Origin of the sequence: Streptomyces sp. MB09-01 (assembly GCF_033794505.1) — a bacterium.
GTDB lineage: Bacteria > Actinomycetota > Actinomycetes > Streptomycetales > Streptomycetaceae > Streptomyces.
Map to the genome: position 1 here is coordinate 1 of NZ_JARAYQ010000194.1, position 16,841 is coordinate 16,841.

General features: G+C 73.7%; 14 protein-coding genes, 6 tRNA genes and 1 pseudogene. 11 read left to right on the top strand and 10 right to left on the bottom strand.

The features are described 5' to 3' along the window. Window positions 1-47: 47 nt before the first annotated feature. The 4 genes from cbiE to PV721_RS31150 all read left to right on the top strand — a co-directional run bounded on the left by cbiE (window position 48) and on the right by PV721_RS31150 (window position 7,053). Entirely contained in the window at window positions 48-1,250 is a 1,203-nt protein-coding gene (gene cbiE, locus PV721_RS31135; RefSeq protein ID WP_319730190.1) for a precorrin-6y C5,15-methyltransferase (decarboxylating) subunit CbiE, read from the top strand. Window positions 1,251-1,524: 274 nt separating this feature from the next. After that, window positions 1,525-4,686, top strand: a complete 3,162-nt coding sequence (cobT, locus tag PV721_RS31140) for a nicotinate-nucleotide--dimethylbenzimidazole phosphoribosyltransferase (RefSeq protein ID WP_319730154.1) — start codon at window positions 1,525-1,527, stop codon at window positions 4,684-4,686. 288 nt (window positions 4,687-4,974) lie between these two features. Further along, window positions 4,975-6,201 carry a uroporphyrinogen-III C-methyltransferase gene (cobA, locus tag PV721_RS31145; protein ID WP_319730156.1) on the top strand — a complete coding sequence of 409 codons (1,227 nt, stop codon included), beginning with the start codon at window positions 4,975-4,977 and terminating at the stop codon, window positions 6,199-6,201. Between the two features lie 42 nt (window positions 6,202-6,243). Next, window positions 6,244-7,053 (top strand): RNA methyltransferase, encoded by an 810-nt coding sequence (locus PV721_RS31150; RefSeq protein ID WP_319730158.1) that lies wholly within the window; start codon window positions 6,244-6,246, stop codon window positions 7,051-7,053. Window positions 7,054-7,111: 58 nt separating this feature from the next. On the opposite strand, the gene PV721_RS31155 is transcribed toward PV721_RS31150, so the two are convergent. After that, window positions 7,112-8,302: a serine/threonine-protein kinase gene (locus PV721_RS31155; RefSeq protein ID WP_319730160.1), complete on the bottom strand. Its 1,191-nt coding sequence runs from the start codon at window positions 8,300-8,302 to the stop codon at window positions 7,112-7,114. 551 nt (window positions 8,303-8,853) lie between these two features. On the opposite strand from PV721_RS31155, the gene PV721_RS31160 reads away from it, so the two are divergent. Next, a complete protein-coding gene (locus PV721_RS31160; protein WP_319730162.1) occupies window positions 8,854-9,039 on the top strand; it encodes a hypothetical protein in 186 nt (61 codons plus the stop codon). Window positions 9,040-9,314: 275 nt separating this feature from the next. Here the strand turns inward: PV721_RS31160 and PV721_RS31165 are convergent. From PV721_RS31165 to PV721_RS31185, 5 genes are all read right to left on the bottom strand, one after another. Then, window positions 9,315-9,386: transfer RNA gene (locus tag PV721_RS31165), tRNA-Val, on the bottom strand. 52 nt (window positions 9,387-9,438) lie between these two features. Continuing rightward, window positions 9,439-9,510 (bottom strand) — tRNA-Val (locus tag PV721_RS31170). A 19-nt stretch (window positions 9,511-9,529) separates the two neighbouring features. After that, a tRNA-Val gene (locus PV721_RS31175) sits at window positions 9,530-9,601 on the bottom strand. Window position 9,602: 1 nt separating this feature from the next. Next, window positions 9,603-9,676, bottom strand: a tRNA-Cys gene (locus PV721_RS31180). Window positions 9,677-9,715: 39 nt separating this feature from the next. Then, window positions 9,716-9,788 (bottom strand) — tRNA-Gly (locus PV721_RS31185). Window positions 9,789-9,968: 180 nt separating this feature from the next. Between PV721_RS31185 and PV721_RS31190 the strand changes: the two genes are divergently transcribed. Genes PV721_RS31190 through PV721_RS31200 form a run of 3 tightly spaced genes read left to right on the top strand, consistent with a single transcriptional unit; the run spans window position 9,969 to window position 12,755 of the window. After that, the gene (locus PV721_RS31190) at window positions 9,969-11,051 is read left to right on the top strand and encodes a chorismate-binding protein (RefSeq protein WP_319730164.1); all 1,083 of its coding nucleotides are present in this window, start codon (window positions 9,969-9,971) and stop codon (window positions 11,049-11,051) included. Further along, window positions 11,048-11,869 carry an aminodeoxychorismate lyase gene (locus tag PV721_RS31195; protein ID WP_319730166.1) on the top strand — a complete coding sequence of 274 codons (822 nt, stop codon included), beginning with the start codon at window positions 11,048-11,050 and terminating at the stop codon, window positions 11,867-11,869. Before PV721_RS31190 ends, PV721_RS31195 begins: the two co-directional genes overlap by 4 nt. Window positions 11,870-11,912: 43 nt before the next feature. Beyond that, window positions 11,913-12,755: a GNAT family N-acetyltransferase gene (locus PV721_RS31200; protein WP_319730168.1), complete on the top strand. Its 843-nt coding sequence runs from the start codon at window positions 11,913-11,915 to the stop codon at window positions 12,753-12,755. Here the strand turns inward: PV721_RS31200 and PV721_RS31205 are convergent. Beyond that, window positions 12,752-13,249: a DsbA family protein gene (locus PV721_RS31205; RefSeq protein WP_319730171.1), complete on the bottom strand. Its 498-nt coding sequence runs from the start codon at window positions 13,247-13,249 to the stop codon at window positions 12,752-12,754. The genes PV721_RS31200 and PV721_RS31205 overlap by 4 nt on opposite strands. Window positions 13,250-13,425: 176 nt before the next feature. Between PV721_RS31205 and PV721_RS31210 the strand changes: the two genes are divergently transcribed. Further along, window positions 13,426-13,887 carry a hypothetical protein gene (locus PV721_RS31210; protein ID WP_319730172.1) on the top strand — a complete coding sequence of 154 codons (462 nt, stop codon included), beginning with the start codon at window positions 13,426-13,428 and terminating at the stop codon, window positions 13,885-13,887. A 248-nt stretch (window positions 13,888-14,135) separates the two neighbouring features. Here the strand turns inward: PV721_RS31210 and PV721_RS31215 are convergent, their stop codons facing one another. Together PV721_RS31215 and PV721_RS31220 are read right to left on the bottom strand one after the other, a co-directional pair. Next, window positions 14,136-14,756, bottom strand: a complete 621-nt coding sequence (locus PV721_RS31215) for a CGNR zinc finger domain-containing protein (protein WP_319730173.1) — start codon at window positions 14,754-14,756, stop codon at window positions 14,136-14,138. Between the two features lie 197 nt (window positions 14,757-14,953). After that, window positions 14,954-15,367 carry an SsgA family sporulation/cell division regulator gene (locus tag PV721_RS31220; RefSeq protein ID WP_030011909.1) on the bottom strand — a complete coding sequence of 138 codons (414 nt, stop codon included), beginning with the start codon at window positions 15,365-15,367 and terminating at the stop codon, window positions 14,954-14,956. Window positions 15,368-15,544: 177 nt separating this feature from the next. On the opposite strand from PV721_RS31220, the gene PV721_RS31225 reads away from it, so the two are divergent. Together PV721_RS31225 and PV721_RS31230 are read left to right on the top strand one after the other, a co-directional pair. Beyond that, the gene (locus PV721_RS31225) at window positions 15,545-16,045 is read left to right on the top strand and encodes a TIGR02611 family protein (protein WP_319730188.1); all 501 of its coding nucleotides are present in this window, start codon (window positions 15,545-15,547) and stop codon (window positions 16,043-16,045) included. 46 nt (window positions 16,046-16,091) lie between these two features. After that, a tRNA-Val gene (locus tag PV721_RS31230) sits at window positions 16,092-16,163 on the top strand. Between the two features lie 47 nt (window positions 16,164-16,210). Here the strand turns inward: PV721_RS31230 and PV721_RS31235 are convergent. Beyond that, window positions 16,211-16,744 (bottom strand): annotated as a pseudogene (locus PV721_RS31235) (SCO7613 C-terminal domain-containing membrane protein); the annotation flags it as partial. Window positions 16,745-16,841: the final 97 nt, after the last annotated feature.

Consider the following 16,841-nt stretch of genomic DNA (forward strand, 5'->3'; position numbering starts at 1 on the left):
GCCCCCGACGAAGCTTCGCCCGCCCCCACACCAGGAGACTGACGACGATGGCCGACCGGGTCACGGTGATCGGCTGGGACGGTTCGCCCCTGACCGCGGCCGCCCGGTCCGCGCTCTCCGCCGCCACCCTCGTGGCCGGCGCCGCACACCACCTCGCCCTCCCCGAGGTCCCGCCCACCGCCGAACGCATCCGCCTCGGCAGCCTCGGCCTCGCCGCCCGCCGCATCGCCGGCCACCGCGGCACCGCCGTCGTCTTCGCCGACGGGGACCCCGGCTTCTTCGGCGTCGTACGCACCCTGCGCGCCCCCGAGCACGGCCTCGAGGTCGAGGTGGTCCCGGCCGTCTCCTCCGTGGCCGCCGCCTTCGCCCGCGCCGGCATGCCCTGGGACGATGCCCAGGTCGTCGTCGCCCACCCCCGCACCCTGCGCCGCGCCGTCAACGTCTGCCGCGCCCACGCCAAGGTCGCCGTCCTCACCTCGCCCGGCGCCGGCCCCGCCGAACTCGCCCTGCTCCTCGACGGAGTCCACCGCACCTTCGTCGTCTGCGAGGAACTCGGCACGGACCGGGAGCAGGTGAGCGTGCTCACCTCCGACAAGGCCGCCGACCACAGCTGGCGCGACCCCAACGTCGTCATCGTCATCGGCGGCGCAGGACACGCCCCGGCCGCAGACCCGGGCTGGCTGCTCGGCCAGGGCGCCGCCCACTCCGGCGCCCGCGGCTGGGCCCGCCCGCAGCCCGACACCGGCGAAGGGGAGTCGGCGCAGCTCCGCGCAGCCCAGCTCGCCCGGCTCGGCCCGCGCACCGGCGACCTCGTCTGGGACATCGGCGCCGGCTCCGGCGGCGTGGCCGTGGACGCCGCCGCCCTCGGCGCCGCCGTCATCGCGGTCGACGCCGACCCGCTCGCCTGCGAACGCGTAACTGCCGCCGCCCGCAAGCGCGGAGTGCAGCTCCAGGTCGTCGCCGGGCGCGCACCGCACGTACTGGAGAACCTGCCCGAGCCCGACGTCGTCCGCGTCGGCGGCGGCGGGGCCGAGGTCGTCGCGGCCGTCGCCGACCGCCGCCCCGAACGGATCGTCAGCCACGCCTCCACCCGCGACGAGGCGGAGGCCATCGGCCGCACCCTCACCGAACACGGGTACGCCGTCGAGTGCGCGCTGCTCCAGTCCGTCGCCCTGGACCCCCGCACCTGGGCCGAACAGGACCGTTCCGTGGTGTTCCTCCTGTCGGCAGAACGCCCTGTGACCCGCTGAGACGAGGCCCGGGGTAGGCTGGCCGATCGTCGTACTGCCCCGGCGTTCCGGGCATCGCGACACCGCCGGAACGCGCGACGTGGCGCAGTCCACAGAGGACCGTGGCGGTTATGGCCGCCACGATGGCTAACGGGCGCGACAATGCTTACTGGTTGTCGTGCAGGCGTATGTGAGACGGACTCGTCGCACGCCGGCCCCGCACGGCAACTCCGCTTGGAGGCCTCGTGGGCGACCGGGCGACCGACGAGGCAGAACCGATGGGCGAGGGGTAAGCATGACTGACACCGGCCAGGTACCGGGCGAGGGTCTCCCGGACAGCGCGGGCATGGTGGATCAGCAGGGCGTCCCCGCTCCGGTCCAGATCCCGGCACCGATCCCCGGCGGCTACGCCTTCCAGGACCTCATGGACAACCCGGCCGAGCCGGAGGACGAGGAACTGCTGCTGATGCCGAGCGGCCAGGGCGCCTGGAGCGACCCGCAGGTCGTCCCGCCGGCCCCCGTCTTCCCTGTCGACCCCCAGCTCCCCGAGCCGCAGATGTACGCCGACGCGTCCTACGGCGCCGAGGCCGCCTACCCCGGGGCCCCGGCCGCGTACACCGAGCCCGCCGCGTACCCCGGGTTCCCCCAGCCCTCCTTCCCCGACGCCGGCTACAGCGCGGGCGCGCACGAGGCCGGCGGCCGTGACTCCGGCGCGCTCGACCTCGGCGGGCTCGTCGTCCCGCCGCCCGCCGCTCCGGTGGCCCCCGCGGCCCCCGTCCGGCGCCCGCTGCACATGGGCCCGCCCGTGCCCGAGGCCACCGGCGGGGTCGTACGCTCCCTCGCCGACCGCGGCCCGGCCGCGGCCCCCGCGCCGGCCGCCCCGATGGCCGCCGCGCCGAGCACCCCGGTGGTGCCCGAGCCGCTCCGCCAGGCGGGGCCCCCGACCACGGGCCCGGAGTACCTGGACGTCCCGCGCGCGGAGGCCGTCGCGGCCCCCGTCCCGCAGCCGGGCGAGATCCCGCCGCAGGCCGGTGCGCCGTGGGCGGCCGAGCCGGTCGCCCCGCCGGAGCCGGTCGCCGTCCCGGAGCCGGAGGCCGCGCCCGTGCAGGCCGCCGAGCCCGCGCAGCCGCCCGTGGAGCCGGCGCCGCTCGCCGTACCCGCAGAAACGGTGACTCAGCCCGAGCAGCCCGAGCAGCCCGAACAGCCCGAGCAGCAGCCCGTGGTCGCCGAGGCGCCCGCGGCCCGGGAGGCCTCCGAGCCCGTCGTCGAGGCGCAGCCCGAGCCGGTCGTCCCGGGCGTGCCGGTGGAGGCCGTCGTGGCCGAGCCGGTCCAGCCGGAGCCCGTCGTCGAGGCGCTGCCCGAGCCCGTCGTCCCGCTCGAGGCCGTCGCAGTGGAACCCGTCCGGCCCGAGCCCGTCGCGCCCGTTGCACCGGAGCCCGTGGCCCCGGTGGAGGCCGTCGCCGTCGAGCCCGTCCAGCCCGAGCCCGTCGTCGAGGCGCAGCCCGAGCCGGTCGCCCAGGAGGAGCCCGGCCAGCCCGTCGAGCCGGAGCTGATCGAGGTCGCGCCGGAGCCCGTCCTCCCGGTGGAGGCCGTCGTGGCCGAGCCGGTCCAGCCGGAGCCCGTCGTCGAGGCGCAGCCCGGGCCGGTCGCCCCGGCCGAGGCCGAGCCCGAGGCGCTCGCCCCGGTCGAGCCCGCCGCGGAACAGCAGGCGGGGGAGCACGCGGGCGACCCGGCCCCCGGTTACGACGACGCCGAGCGCGAGGCCGTCCTGCGCGTCATGCGCGAGCGCCGCGACATCCGCAAGGGCTTCCGTACCGACCCCATCCCGCACGAGGTGCTGCTCCGCGTCCTGGAGGCGGCCCACACCGCGCCCAGCGTCGGCCACTCCCAGCCCTGGGACTTCGTGGTCATCCGCTCGGCCGAGACCCGCCGGACGATGCACGAGCTCGCCCAGCGCCAGCGCGAGGCCTACGCGAAGTCGCTGCCCAAGGGCCGGGCCAAGCAGTTCAAGGAACTCAAGATCGAGGCCATCCTCGACACCCCGGTGAACATCGTCGTCACCGCCGACCCCACCCGCGGCGGCCGCCACACCCTCGGCCGGCACACCCAGCCGCAGATGGCCCCGTACTCCTCGGCCCTCGCCGTCGAGAACCTCTGGCTCGCCGCCCGCGCCGAGGGCCTCGGCGTCGGCTGGGTCAGCTTCTTCGACGAGCGCGAGATGGTCCGCGAGCTCGGCCTGCCCGAGCACCTCGAAGTCGTGGCCTACCTCTGCGTCGGCTACGTCGACGAGTTCCCCGAGGAGCCCGAGCTCGCGCAGGCCGGCTGGTCCCAGCGCCGCCCGCTGTCCTGGGTGGTCCACGAGGAGACGTACGGGCGCCGCGCGCTGCCCGGCGAGGAGCCGCACGACCTCCTCTCCGAGACGGTCGCCAGCATCCGCCCGCTCGACGCGAAGGCGCTCGGCGAGGCCTGGGAGCGCCAGAAGCGCATGACCAAGCCCGCCGGGGCCCTGGGCATGCTCGAAATCATCTCCGCCCAGCTCAGCGGCCTCTCCCGGGTCTGCCCGCCGCCGATCCCGGAGCCGGCAGCGGTCGCGATCTTCGCGGGCGACCACGGGGTCCACGCCCAGGGAGTCACCCCGTGGCCCCGGGAGGTCACGACCCAGATGGTCGCCAACTTCCTCGGCGGCGGCGCGGTCTGCAACGCGTTCGCGAACCAGGTCGGCGCGGAGGTCTGCGTCATCGACGTCGGCGTCGCCGGGGACCTCCCGGCCACGCCGGGCCTGCTCCCGCGCAAGGTCCGCCCCGGCACGGCCGACCTCTCCACCGGCCCGGCGATGACCCGCGAAGAAGCGATCGCGGCGATCGAGGTGGGCATCGAGACGGCCCGCGACCTCGTCGCGGCCGGCAACAAGGCACTGCTCACCGGTGAGATGGGCATCGCGAACACCACGGTCTCCGCCGCCCTGATCTCGGTCTTCACGGGCGTCGACCCGGCGGAGGTCACCGGCCGTGGCACCGGCATCAACGACGAGACGCACGCCCGCAAGGTCGAGGTCGTACGCCGGGCCCTTGAACTCCACCAGCCCGATCCGGCGGACCCGATCGGCGTCCTGACCGCCATCGGCGGCCTGGAGCACGCGGCGATCGTGGGCCTCCTCCTGGGCGGGGCATCCCTGCGCACCCCGGTGATCCTGGACGGGGTGAGCGCCGGAGCGGCCGCCCTGGTGGCGCGGGCCATCGCCCCCGAGTCCCTGTCGGCGTGCATCGCGGGTCACCGCAGCGCGGAGCCGGGCCACGTGGCGGCCCTGAACAAGCTCGGCCTGCGCCCCTTGGTCGACCTGGACCTCCGTCTCGGCGAAGGCACGGGCGCCCTGCTGGCCCTCCCCCTGGTCCAGAGCGCGGCCCGCGCGATGCACGAGGTCGCCACCTTCGACTCGGCGGGCGTCACGGAGAAGTAGCGGAGTCCCTGCGGGGCCCTGCGGGGTCGCTCAGCGGGTCCGGGCCGCGGTGGTTCCGGAGGGACCGGCCCCTCAGGCCGCTTCGGCAGCGCCGGGCAGAAACGGCTCCGCCGGGGCGCGGGGTCCGGCGCGGGGCCCGGGGAGCCGGCCGCAGAGCCCCCGTCCGCGCTATGGGACGGCCCGCGCCGTATGGTGGACCCGCACCAAGAACCCGCACGTCAGTACCCCCGCCGCTCCAGAGCCGCAGCGGCAAGACAGAACGACCGCCGCATCAGGAGCCGCACCGCCATGGCCGACACCCCCGCCTACCCCGTAGGACTCCGCCTCGCCGGCCGCCGCGTCGTCGTCATCGGCGGTGGCCAGGTCGCCCAGCGCCGCCTCCCCGCTCTCATCGCGGCCGGCGCCGACGTCCTGCTCGTCTCGCCCTCCGCCACCCCCTCCGTGGACGCCATGGCCGAGACCGGCGAGATCCGCTGGGAGCGCCGCCGCTACCAGGACGGCGACCTCGCCGGCGCCTGGTACGCCCTCATCGCCACGCAGCACCGCGACGTCAACGAGCGGGCCTCCGCCGAGGCCGAGCGCGAGCGCGTCTGGTGCGTCCGCGCCGACGACGCCTCTGCGGCCACCGCGTGGACCCCGGCCACGGGCCGCATCGAGGGCGTCACCGTCGCCGTGCTGACGGGCAACGACCCGCGCCGTTCCGCTGCCGTCCGGGACGCCGTGGTCGAGGGCCTGCGCGACGGCAGCCTCGCCGCCCCCGGCCACCGCCACAAGTCCACCCCCGGCGTCTCCCTCGTCGGCGGCGGCCCCGGCGACCCGGACCTGATCACCGTGCGCGGCCGCCGCCTCCTCGCCGAGGCCGACGTCGTCATCGCCGACCGCCTCGGCCCCCGTGACCTGCTCGACGAGCTTCCGCCGCACGTCGAGGTCATCGACGCCGCGAAGATCCCGTACGGCCGTTTCATGGCCCAGGAGGCCATCAACAACGCGCTGATCGAGCACGCCAGGGCCGGCAAGGCCGTGGTGCGGCTGAAGGGCGGGGACCCGTACGTCTTCGGCCGCGGCATGGAGGAGCTCCAGGCGCTGGCGGAGGAGGGGATCCCGTGCACCGTCGTGCCCGGCATCTCCAGCTCCATCTCGGTGCCCGGCGCGGTCGGCATCCCCGTCACCCACCGCGGTGTGGCCCACGAGTTCACCGTGGTCAGCGGGCACGTCGGGCCCGACGACCCGCGCTCCCTCGTGGACTGGTCCGCCCTCGCCAAGCTCACCGGCACCCTGGTGATCCTGATGGGCGTCGACAAGATCGGCCTGATCGCCGAGGCGCTCGTACGGCACGGCCGTGCGGCCGACACCCCGGTCGCGGTCGTCCAGGAGGGCACCACCGCCACCCAGCGCCGGGTCGACGCCACCCTCGCCACGGTCGGCGAGCGGGTCCGGGCCGAGGAGGTCCGCCCGCCGGCCGTCATCGTCATCGGCGAGGTCGTCCGCGTCAACGCCCCCACCACCAGCGCCTGACAGGCCGTTGGCACCGCACCCAGGACAAGGCAGTATCACCCTGTGGCTGATCTCATCACCGTCGAGGACCCCGACGACCCGCGTCTGCGCGACTACACGGGCCTGACCGACGTCGAACTGCGGCGCAGGCGCGAGCCCGCCGAAGGGCTCTTCATCGCCGAGGGCGAGAAGGTCATCAGACGCGCCAAGGACGCCGGGTACGAGATGCGCTCGATGCTGCTCTCCGCCAAGTGGGTCGACGTCATGCGCGACGTCATCGACGAACTCCCGGCTCCGGTCTACGCCGTCAGCCCCGAGCTCGCCGAACGCGTCACCGGCTACCACGTGCACCGCGGCGCCCTCGCCTCCATGCAGCGCAAGCCGCTGCCCACGGCCGAGGAACTCCTCGCCACGACCCGCCGCGTGGTCGTCATGGAAGCGGTCAACGACCACACCAACATCGGGGCCATCTTCCGCAGCGCCGCCGCCCTCGGCATGGACGCGGTGCTGCTGTCGCCCGACTGCGCGGACCCGCTCTACCGCCGCTCGGTGAAGGTCTCCATGGGCGCGGTGTTCTCCGTCCCCTACGCCCGCCTGGAAGCCTGGCCCAAGAGCCTGGACTCGGTGCGGGAGGCGGGCTTCAAGCTGCTCGCCCTCACCCCTCACGAGAAGGCCTCGCCGATCGACGTGGCCGCCCCGCAGTCCCTGGAGCGGGTCGCGCTGATGCTCGGCGCCGAGGGGGACGGCCTCTCCACGCCGGCGCTGGTCGCCGCCGACGAGTGGGTACGGATCCCGATGGCGCACGGGGTGGACTCGTTGAACGTGGGCGCGGCCGCCGCCGTCGCCTTCTACGCGGTGGCCCAGGGCCGCTGAGCCGTCCCCTTCGGCTCACGGCGGACGCGCGGGTCCGCCACGATCCGGAAGGCGCGCCCTAGAGCTTCTGGGCCGCGGCGATGCCCAGCGCCACGATTAGCGTCACCAGGACGAACACGATCAGCCGCTGCCGCATCAGCCGCGGGTCCGGCCGCGAGGGGCGCCGTCCGGTCCCCGTCGTCCTGGGCGCCGGGCGGCCGCCCGTACGGCCGGCGGTCGGCCGGGAGGGCGGACCGCCTGGGTTGCGCGGATTGCGGGACGACGAGGGCCGCGAGTGCGGCCCGCCCGGGGAGCCGCCCGGGGCCCGGGGCGTGGTGGAGCCGCCGGTACGCCGCTCCGTGCGCTGCTCCACGTAGTCCTCGGGGAGCCGTCCCGTCGGCCGCTCGGTGCGGGTCCGCTGCGCCGGCGGGCGGGACTCCGACAGCCCCTGCGCCTCGCGGGCCGCGATCTCCTTGAGCCGCATCGACAGCTGCAGCGTGCTGGGCCGCTCCTCGGGATCCTTGGCCAGGCAGGCCTGTACGAGGGGCGCCAGCGCGTCCGGGACCCCCTGCAGGTGCGGCTCCTCGTGCACCACGCGGTAGAGCATGACCTCGGAACTGCCGTGCCCGAAGGGCGAGTCGGCGGTCGCCGCGTAGGCGAGGGTGGCGCCGAGGGCGAAGACGTCCGTGGCGGGGGTGACGGCCGCGCCGCGCACCTGCTCGGGCGCGAGGAAGCCGGGGGAGCCGACGGCGGTACCCACATGGGTGAGCGTGCTCGCCCCGGTGGCCCAGGCGATCCCGAAGTCGATGATCCGCGGACCCTTGGGGGAGAGCAGGATGTTCGACGGCTTGAGGTCCCGGTGGACGACCCCCGCCTCGTGTACGGCGACCAGCCCCTCGGAGAGTGCGGCGCCGACGGCGGCGATCTGCGCGGCCGTCAGGGGGCCCTCCTCGGCCACCTTGTCGTGCAGAGAGGGCCCGGGCACGTACTGGGTGGCGAACCACGGCCGCTCGGCCTCCAGGTCCGCCGCCACCAGCCGTGCGGTGCATCCGCCCCGGATCCGCCGGGCGGCGGACACCTCGCGGGCGAACCGCGAGCGGAACTCCTGGTCCTCGGCCAGGTCCGGCCGGATGACCTTGAGCGCCACGCGCTGCCCGCGCCGGTCCGATCCCAGGTAGACCACGCCCATGCCGCCGGCACCGAGGCGCCGGTGCAGTCTGAACGAGCCGACGACACGCGGGTCCTCGCGCCGGAGCCGCATCATCGCCATGTCCACCCCGCTGACCGGTCGTCCTGTTGACGTCCCACAGCTTACGGACCATCCGGCATGCGTGCTCAGAGGCCGCGCCCTCGCCGTGGGATTCGATTGTCTGTGCGGCACAGCACACTTGAGGGAGCTTCAGGGATGCCGGACGGCAGCCCGGCGCGGATGCTCGGCCCGCCCAAGCGCCCTTTGGGTCAAGGGGATTGAGGCCTCGGAGCGGGTCCGGGACCTCCCCGGTGCGCCCGTACGCCGCCCACGCGCGAGTGGATCTTGCCGAGGGGTGGTGGACGGACACGCATCAACAGGGAGTGACGGAAGTGAGAGAAGTCACTACCCTCCGGTCATCCCCTCCGGGAAGACCCCGACACCGGGGGAGCGGCCTCCACCCAGGGGAGTACACGGACGAGGCCCCGTCATCCTCCTGGAGGCCCGGCAATGGGTACGAAGGCATGAGGCCAGGCGCCGCCCGCCCGCCTAGTGTTGAGGACAAGCGGCGGGTGGCGCACTCGTCCCCCGAGGTCACAAGCCCGCCGCTGCCAAACGACAGGGAGAGGGCCATGGCGGACATCGCACGGCAGGGACGCAAGGCATTCGCGTTCAACGCCCACGAGTCCGGCACCCGCCACCCACTGGTGGCCGCGGCCATGGTGCTCCCCCTGGCCGCCCTGCTGCTCTTCCTCTTCGGGGGTTTCGATCAGCTGGTGGCACAGGCGTCGTCCGTAGGTCTGATGCCGGGGCGCTGAGCGGCGCCCCGGGCCCGGGAGAGCGGTCCGGGTCGGGACATCGGTGGTCGAACCCCGTGGGGACGGGGGAGCGACGGACGGACGGCAGGTGAAGGGTGCTGCCCGTACGACTGGGGAGTCGGACGGGCAGCACCCTTTTTCATGCCTCGCTTCTCGCGCCTCGCTTCTCGCGCCTCGCTTCTCGCGCCTCGCTTCTCGCGCCCCGCTTTTCATTTCCCCCGCGCACGGGGAACGCGAAAGCCCCGGCCGAAGGGACGGCCGGGGCTTTCGATCGGTGCGCGATACTGGGATTGAACCAGTGACCTCTTCCGTGTCAGGGAAGCGCTCTCCCGCTGAGCTAATCGCGCGGGAACCACGGCTCGGAAGCCGCAGGTCAGGCAAGTGATGCCAGGTGCTGCGTGCGCGATACTGGGATTGAACCAGTGACCTCTTCCGTGTCAGGGAAGCGCTCTCCCGCTGAGCTAATCGCGCGGGGATCCTTGCGGATCAGTGGACGATACTGGGATTGAACCAGTGACCTCTTCCGTGTCAGGGAAGCGCTCTCCCGCTGAGCTAATCGTCCTTGGAGGTGGAGACGGGATTTGAACCCGTGTAGACGGCTTTGCAGGCCGTTGCCTCGCCTCTCGGCCACTCCACCATGGAGCTGCAGGGGTTCTCGGGAAGATCCCCCACTTCGAGCGGACGACGAGACTCGAACTCGCGACATCCACCTTGGCAAGGTGGTGCTCTACCAACTGAGCTACGTCCGCAGGTCACCGTGTTCACTCCGGGGTCTTCCCCCTTCGCTCCCTGGCGACGAGTTGAACTCTAGCGGATTCCCCGGCCAGCTCAAAAACGCGTTTCCGCAGCGTGCTGCCATCCGATCACCACAGGTCACCTCTTCGTCACCCCACCGGCGCCGCGTCGTCACCGGTCATAGACTCGCAGCCGTGCACGACCTGCCCCCCATGGCCCGCTTCGGCGGCCTCCTCGCGACCGACCTCCGGGACGTCACCAGTGATCCCGCCGCCCTCGACTCCACCGGCTTCTGGGCGGTGGCCGCCGGCTTCGAAGGGCGGCTGGTCTGCGCGCGCTTCGGTGACGTGCGCCCCGACCCGGTCCCCGCGCCGGTCCCCGGCGCCTGGCGCGGGCCCGACGCCGACCAGTGGACATCCTCGCTCGACCGGGCCGCGTACGTCGCCGGCGTGCGCCGCATCCGCGAGCACATCGCCGCAGGTGAGGTCTACCAGGCCAATCTCTGCCGGGTGATGTCCGCGCCGCTGCCCCACCCGGACCGCGCCGACGTCGACGCCCTCACGGCGCTCCTCGCCCGCGGCAACCCCGCACCCTTTGCAGGAACGATTCGGCTGGCCGCCCACGGCGTGGAGATCGCCACCGCCTCCCCGGAGCTCTTCCTGCGCCGGACCGGCCGCCGCATCGAGTCCGGCCCCATCAAGGGCACCGGCCGCACCGTCGCCGACCTGCTCCCCAAGGACCACGCCGAGAACGTGATGATCGTGGACCTCGTACGCAACGACCTCGGCCGGGTCTGCGCGACGGGCTCCGTCACCGTCCCCGAGCTGTGCGCCGTCGAGGAGCACCCGGGCCTGGTCCACCTCGTCTCCACCGTCAGCGGCGAGCTCGCCGACGGCGCCGGCTGGCCCGAGCTGCTCGCCGCCACCTTCCCGCCGGGTTCCGTCACCGGTGCCCCCAAGTCCTCCGCCCTGCGGATCATCGAGGCGCTGGAGACCGCCCCGCGCGGCCCGTACTGCGGAGGGATCGGCTGGGTCGACGCCGACCGGGGCACCGCCGAGCTCGCCGTCGGGATCCGTACCTTCTGGATCGACCGCGAGACCCCCGGCGGCCCCAGCCTGCTCTTCGGCACCGGCGCGGGCATCACCTGGGGCTCGGACCCCGACCGCGAGTGGGCGGAGACCGAGCTGAAGGCCGCCCGCCTGCTGCGGGTGGCGTCGGGCCTCGAAACCACCGGTGGCCAGGGCACCAACGGGACGATCGGAAGGACCGCACGATGAGAATCTGGCTCGACGGAGTACTGAAGGACGTCGGCAGCGCGCACGTCTCCGTCCTCGACCACGGGCTGACCGTGGGAGACGGCGTCTTCGAGACGCTGAAGGCGGAGCGCGGCAAGGCCTTCGCACTCACCCGCCACCTGGAGCGGCTGACCCGCTCCGCCCGGGGACTCGGCCTGCCCGACCCCGACCTCGACGAGGTGCGCCGGGCCTGCTCCGCCGTACTGGAGGCCAACCCGGTGGAGCACGGGAGGCTGCGCATCACCTACACCGGCGGAGTCTCCCCGCTCGGCTCCGACCGCGGAGACGCCGGCACCACCCTGATCGCCGCCGTCGCACCGTCCGCACGACGTCCGGACACCACCGCCGTCGTCACCGTCCCCTGGGTGCGCAACGAGCGCTCCGCCGTCGCCGGCCTGAAGACCACCTCGTACGCCGAGAACGTGGTCGCGCTCGCCGCCGCGCACCGGGCCGGGGCCTCCGAGGCGCTCCTCGCCAACACCGTCGGCCGGCTCTGCGAGGGCACCGGCTCCAACGTCTTCGTCGTCCTCGACGGCGAACTGCACACCCCGCCCCTGGGCTCCGGCTGCCTGGCGGGCATCACCCGGGCCCTGATCGTCGACTGGGCCGGCGCCAAGGAGACCGACCTGCCCTTCGAGGCGCTGGAACACGCCGAGGAGGTCTTCGTGACCTCCTCCCTGCGCGACGCCCAGGCGGTCGTCCGGATCGACGACCGCGAGCTGGCCACGGGCCCGGGGCCCGTCACGGCCGAGGTGATGCGGATCTTCGAGGTGAAGGCCGCTTCGGACATCGATCCGTGAACCCTGGTGACGCGGGGCCGCAGGGCAGGTAGAACTCGAAGTGATGACCACCACCCTGCGGCCCGCACAGCCGCTCCAGCAGAACAGTGACGGAACCCGCTCGCGCGCCTACGAGGTACGGGTCAACAGCCGGCACGTCGGCGGCCTCGAACTGGCCACCCGGTCCGCCGCCCAGCCCCGGATCGGCGTGATCCGGGACCTGTGGATCGACGAACCGGACCGCCGGCGCGGGCGCGGCACGGTCGCCGCGCTCGCCGCCGAGGAAGTGCTGCGCTCCTGGCGCTGCACCGGCGTCGCCGTGTCGGTGCCCGCCGACGCCGGGCCGGCGCTGCGGATGGCCACCGCCCTCGGCTACCGGGAGGTCGGCCGGGTCATGGTCAAGGAGCTGCCGGCCGAACCGCCCGCCCTCCCCGAGGGCAGCACGGGCCGCCCCATGACCCGGGCCGAGTTCGAGGCCTGGCTGGAGGTGGAGATCGTGGAGTACGCCCCCCGCCTCGTCGCCCCGGGCATGAGCGCGGAGGAGGGCGTGGCCGCGTCCCGGGCCGAGCACGCCCGGATGCTGCCGGCCGGGCGGGAGACCCCCGGCACGGCCTTCCACGTGGTGGAGACCCCGCAGGGCGCGATCCTGGGCAGCGTGTGGGTGGGGGAGCGTGAACTGCCCGGCCTCGGCTCCGTCCCGTACGTGTACGACGTCCGGGTCGAGCCCGAACACCGCGGCCAGGGACACGGCCGGAACCTCATGCTGCTGGCCGAACACAGCGCCCTGGCCGCCGGCGCCCGCCACCTGGGCCTGTACGTGGTCGAGGGCAACACCCCGGCCCGGCGGCTCTACGAGTCCCTCGGGTACCGGGACACCACGGTGAACGCCGTCAAAGAGCTGATCTAGGGGGTGCCGAGCAGGCGGTCGGCGATCTCCTCGATGCGCGCGCGCAGCCCGTCCTGGCTCTTGCCGCCGTCGAGGCGCTCGCCGTCGATCACGTACGTCGGGGTGCCGGTCACGCCGATCGCCTTGCCCTCGGCCTGGTCCGCGTCGACGATCAGGATGTGCCGCCCGTCGATCAGCGCGGTGTCGAACTCCTCGACGTCCAGACCCAGTTCGCGCGCCACGTCCAGCAGCATCGGCTCGCCGCGCTCGGCCAGCTCGGCGGTGCGCGCCAGGACGGCCTCCGCGTAGGGCCAGCCCTGCCCCTGCTCGGCGGCCTCCTCGGCGGCCTGCGCCGCGGCGAAGGAGTGCTTGTGCTTCTCCAGGGGGAAGTGGCGCAGCCGGATGTCCAGCCGGTCGCCGTAGCGGGCCCGCAGGGCGCGTACGTCCTCCAGGGCGCGGTGGCAGTCCGAGCACTGGAGCTCGCACCAGACGTCGAGGATCACGGAATCGGTCATACGGACAGTCTCCCAGCCCCGGCCCGGCCCACCGACCGGGACCCAGGGAGGAGGAGCGACCCGGAGATGTCCCGGAGATCCGCCCCGGGGCGACTGCGGACCTGGCCCCGGCGGCGACGGGCGGTGCAGGATGGACAGGGACAGATCGCCTTGCCGCCGACAGTCCGGAGGACCGCATGCTTGCCGAGACCATTTGCTCCGCGGTGTCCGCGGCGGGCCTGGGCATCGCCGCGCTGACCGCCTACCGCAAGCGCTTCCTGGCCGCCGCGCGGATCACCGCGTACGCGCTGGTGCCCATCGGCCTCGTCCTGACCGGTGTCGTGGAGTGGGTGTCCGGGATGGTCTTCAAACCGTCCGTCTGGGCCGGCTTCGGGCTGCTGGCGCTGGCCTGGCTGCTCCTCGCCGCCACCCGGGCCGTCGAGCGCCGCCGCCTGGGCGCGTCCGGGGAGCCCGCGAAGAAGAAGGCCAAGGGGAGCCGGGCCCCGGAGGCCGTGGCCCCGACGGCCTCCGCGCCGTCCCTCGGCGCCGCCGGAGCCGGTGCGCAGCGCGAGCCCGCGCCGCACCGCAAGCCGGCGGCCGCCGCTCCCGCCGACGACTTCTCCGACATCGAGGCCATCCTCAAGAAGCACGGCATCTGACTCCGGGGCCGGTCCGCAGGACACCCCCGGAACGGGCCGAAGGGCGCCCGGTCCACGAGATCGAGCGAACTGCCGCGCGGTTGTTGGCGTGTTGAGGGGCGGACGGCGGCCCGCTGCGTCATCATCGCCCCGACATGCTCGAGACATCGCAGAGTGAGCCCTCGGTGCCCGTGCCGGTACCCGCCCCCGCCGCGGAGGAGCCGCGAGGCTGCCTCTTCGCGCTCTCCCAACCGCCCCTGATGATCTTCCTAGCGGTGATCGGAATCCTGCTGCTGCTCGCCGCCGTGCACGACCTCTTCATGCTCTGACGGTCCCGCGTCGGCCTCCTTGCGCCGGGCCCGGTACGCCGCCACGTGCAGCCGGTTCCCGCAGGTCCGGCTGTCGCAGTAGCGCCGGGAGCGGTTGCGGGACAGGTCCACGAAGGCCCGCCGGCAGTCCGGGGCCTCGCAGCGGCGCAGTCGTTCCTGTTCGCCGGAGACCACGATGAAGGCCAGGGCCATGCCGCCGTCGGCCGCGAGGTGGTCGTCCACCGACGCGCCCGGCGCGAAGTAGTGCACGTGCCAGTCGTAGCCGTCGTGGTCGGTCAGCTGCGGGGTGGTGCCCGCGGTGTCCACGAGCTCGTTGATCAACGCGGCGGCCGCACGGGGATTCGGTGCCGCGAAGACCTGGGCGAATTTGGCGCGCACGGTCCGGACGCCGGCCAGGTCGCGGGCGCCGAGCTCGCCGACGTCACTGATCGCGTACTCCTGGACGAAGCTGCGGAGCGAGCCGACGTCCGAGAGCCCGTCGGGCTGGTCCGCCTCGGCCGCGGTGTTCACCAGCGCGACGACGACGTCGAGCGCGCGACGGGTGTCGTGGGGGATCTGCACGGGGTCTCCCTAGGGGCCGGGCCTGCGGCGACGGGAGGCGCCGCCGCTGCCGCCCGACTCTAGCGGGTCCCCCGACGCACACCGGCGCCGTCCTCGCGGGTGGATTCCGCGGGAACAGCGCCGGCACTGCCGTATGTGGTTGTCCGACCCGCACCGTCGCCCCGAGTCGGACGGTGTCGAGCGGCTGTAGGCCTGGCTCAGCTTTCGGCCAGGATGTGGGAGAGCTCCTTGTCGAGGTCGAAGTGCCGGTGTTCGGTCCCGGGTGGAACCGCGGCGTCCGTCCGCTTGAGGAACGACTCGAGTGCTCGGGCGGGTGCTTCGAGCAGTGCTTCTCCCTCCGGTGAGCTCAGGGCGATGCAGACGACGCCCTGACCGTGGCTGCGGGACGGCCAGACGCGGACGTCGCCGGTACCGGTGGGCCGGTGGAGACCCTCCGCGAGGAGGTCGCGGGCGAATACCCATTCGACCGTCTCCTCGGCGCCGGTGTGGAAGGTGGCGTGCACGGCGTAGGGGTCGGCCGTGTCATACCGCAGGCCCGCGGGAACAGGCAGTGAGGACTCGCTCGACACAACGAGGCGCAGGTGCAGCTCGCAGCTGACCGTGGTGTTCATAAGCGCCAGGGCCTTTCGCTCAGTGTGCGCTCGGGGATTCGCACGTCGGCGAAATCGACATGCCACCTACGGTGCCGTTGTAAACCCCTCTGACCGTTTTGCGGACCTCTGGGTCCCTCGGACGGCGGATCCTCACCACGATTCGCGTGTGCTTCCGGCTCCGGTAGATTCGACCTCATGAATACGGGGAGTGACCGCGGAGCCAACGAGTCCGCCGCCGACGAATCCGCCGTGCGCGCCACGGGAGCCGCCGAGGGCGCGGCAGCCGCCGAGGGCGCGGAAACCGGGGAAACCGCGGCGGAGGAACCGCACGTGTCGAAGGCGCCCGCCTTCATCAAGGCCAGCAAGGGCCTGCACCTCAGCTGGCAGGTCGGCGTCTTCGTCGTCGGCCTCGCCGTGATCGGCGCCGGTGTGGCCATGCTCGTCCTGCCAGGACCCGGCTGGGTCGCGATCTTCGCGGGCCTGGCGATCTGGGCGACCGAGTTCGCCTGGGCCCACCTCGTGCTGCGCTGGACCAAGCGCAAGGTCACCGAAGCCGCGCAGAAGGCGCTCGATCCGAAGGTCCGCCGCCGCAACATCATCCTGACCAGCGCCGGCCTCGTCATCGCGGGCGCGCTGATCGGCTTCTACCTGTGGAAGTACGGGCTCGTCCTGCCCTGGAACCTCAAGGACCAGTGATGGTCATGGAGCACCGCTGACATGCGGTAATGTTTGCGGTGCGTCCGGGCGATTAGCTCAGTGGGAGAGCACTTCGTTCACACCGAAGGGGTCACTGGTTCGAACCCAGTATCGCCCACCCGGACCAGAGGCCCGGAGACTTTCACAGTCTCCGGGCCTCTGGCGTTACCGCAGCCGTCCGATCGCGTCCCGCAGCCGGCGGGCGTCGCGCAGCCGCTTCTCGTACGTCGCACCCACCGCCAGCAGCAGCAGGCCCGCCAGGGCTGGCGGCACCCAGCGCGGCAGTGCCCCCGCGACCTGCACCACGTACGGGGCCAGCTCGTGGACCGCCACCACCGCCAGCACCGCGCCGCCCAGCAGCAGCGGGGCCTGCAGCCGCCCCTGGGCGCCGATCAGGGTCAGGGCCAGCGCGGCCAGCCCCAGCAGCAGCGGGCGCACCCAGTTGCGGTCCTCCAGGGCCACCAGCAGGCTCGGCAGCAGGGTCGCCGCCAGCCCCGGGCCGTACGCCGTCCAGGACGAGGCCTGCGGGTCCCTGCGGCGCCGCAGGAAGCCCACCACGAGGGCCGGCACCGTCACCGGCAGCGTGTAGGCCTCCGGCGTCGTGACCCCGGCGTCGGCCAGCCGCACCCAGGTCGCCGCCGCGAACAGCGCCCCCGCCGCCCAGCCCACCGCGCCCGGCCCAGGCCTTCGCGGTCCTCGCCTACCTGCGGGCCTGCAACGACGAGCGCAAGGGCTGGGACACCAGCCCCGTCTGGAGCGTGGTCAACGGACCCTGGAAGCTGAGCAGTTACACGAT

Coding starts and splice junctions, on each gene's coding strand:
- PV721_RS31210 (WP_319730172.1), top strand. CDS start 13,426: ATGCTTGCCGAGACCATTTGCTCCGCGGTGTCCGCGGCGGGCCTGGGC.
- PV721_RS31225 (WP_319730188.1), top strand. CDS start 15,545: ATGAATACGGGGAGTGACCGCGGAGCCAACGAGTCCGCCGCCGACGAA.
- PV721_RS31155 (WP_319730160.1), bottom strand. CDS start 8,302: ATGGCGATGATGCGGCTCCGGCGCGAGGACCCGCGTGTCGTCGGCTCG.
- PV721_RS31205 (WP_319730171.1), bottom strand. CDS start 13,249: ATGACCGATTCCGTGATCCTCGACGTCTGGTGCGAGCTCCAGTGCTCG.
- cbiE (WP_319730190.1), top strand. CDS start 48: ATGGCCGACCGGGTCACGGTGATCGGCTGGGACGGTTCGCCCCTGACC.
- cobT (WP_319730154.1), top strand. CDS start 1,525: ATGACTGACACCGGCCAGGTACCGGGCGAGGGTCTCCCGGACAGCGCG.
- PV721_RS31160 (WP_319730162.1), top strand. CDS start 8,854: ATGGCGGACATCGCACGGCAGGGACGCAAGGCATTCGCGTTCAACGCC.
- PV721_RS31200 (WP_319730168.1), top strand. CDS start 11,913: ATGACCACCACCCTGCGGCCCGCACAGCCGCTCCAGCAGAACAGTGAC.
- cobA (WP_319730156.1), top strand. CDS start 4,975: ATGGCCGACACCCCCGCCTACCCCGTAGGACTCCGCCTCGCCGGCCGC.
- PV721_RS31195 (WP_319730166.1), top strand. CDS start 11,048: ATGAGAATCTGGCTCGACGGAGTACTGAAGGACGTCGGCAGCGCGCAC.
- PV721_RS31220 (WP_030011909.1), bottom strand. CDS start 15,367: ATGAACACCACGGTCAGCTGCGAGCTGCACCTGCGCCTCGTTGTGTCG.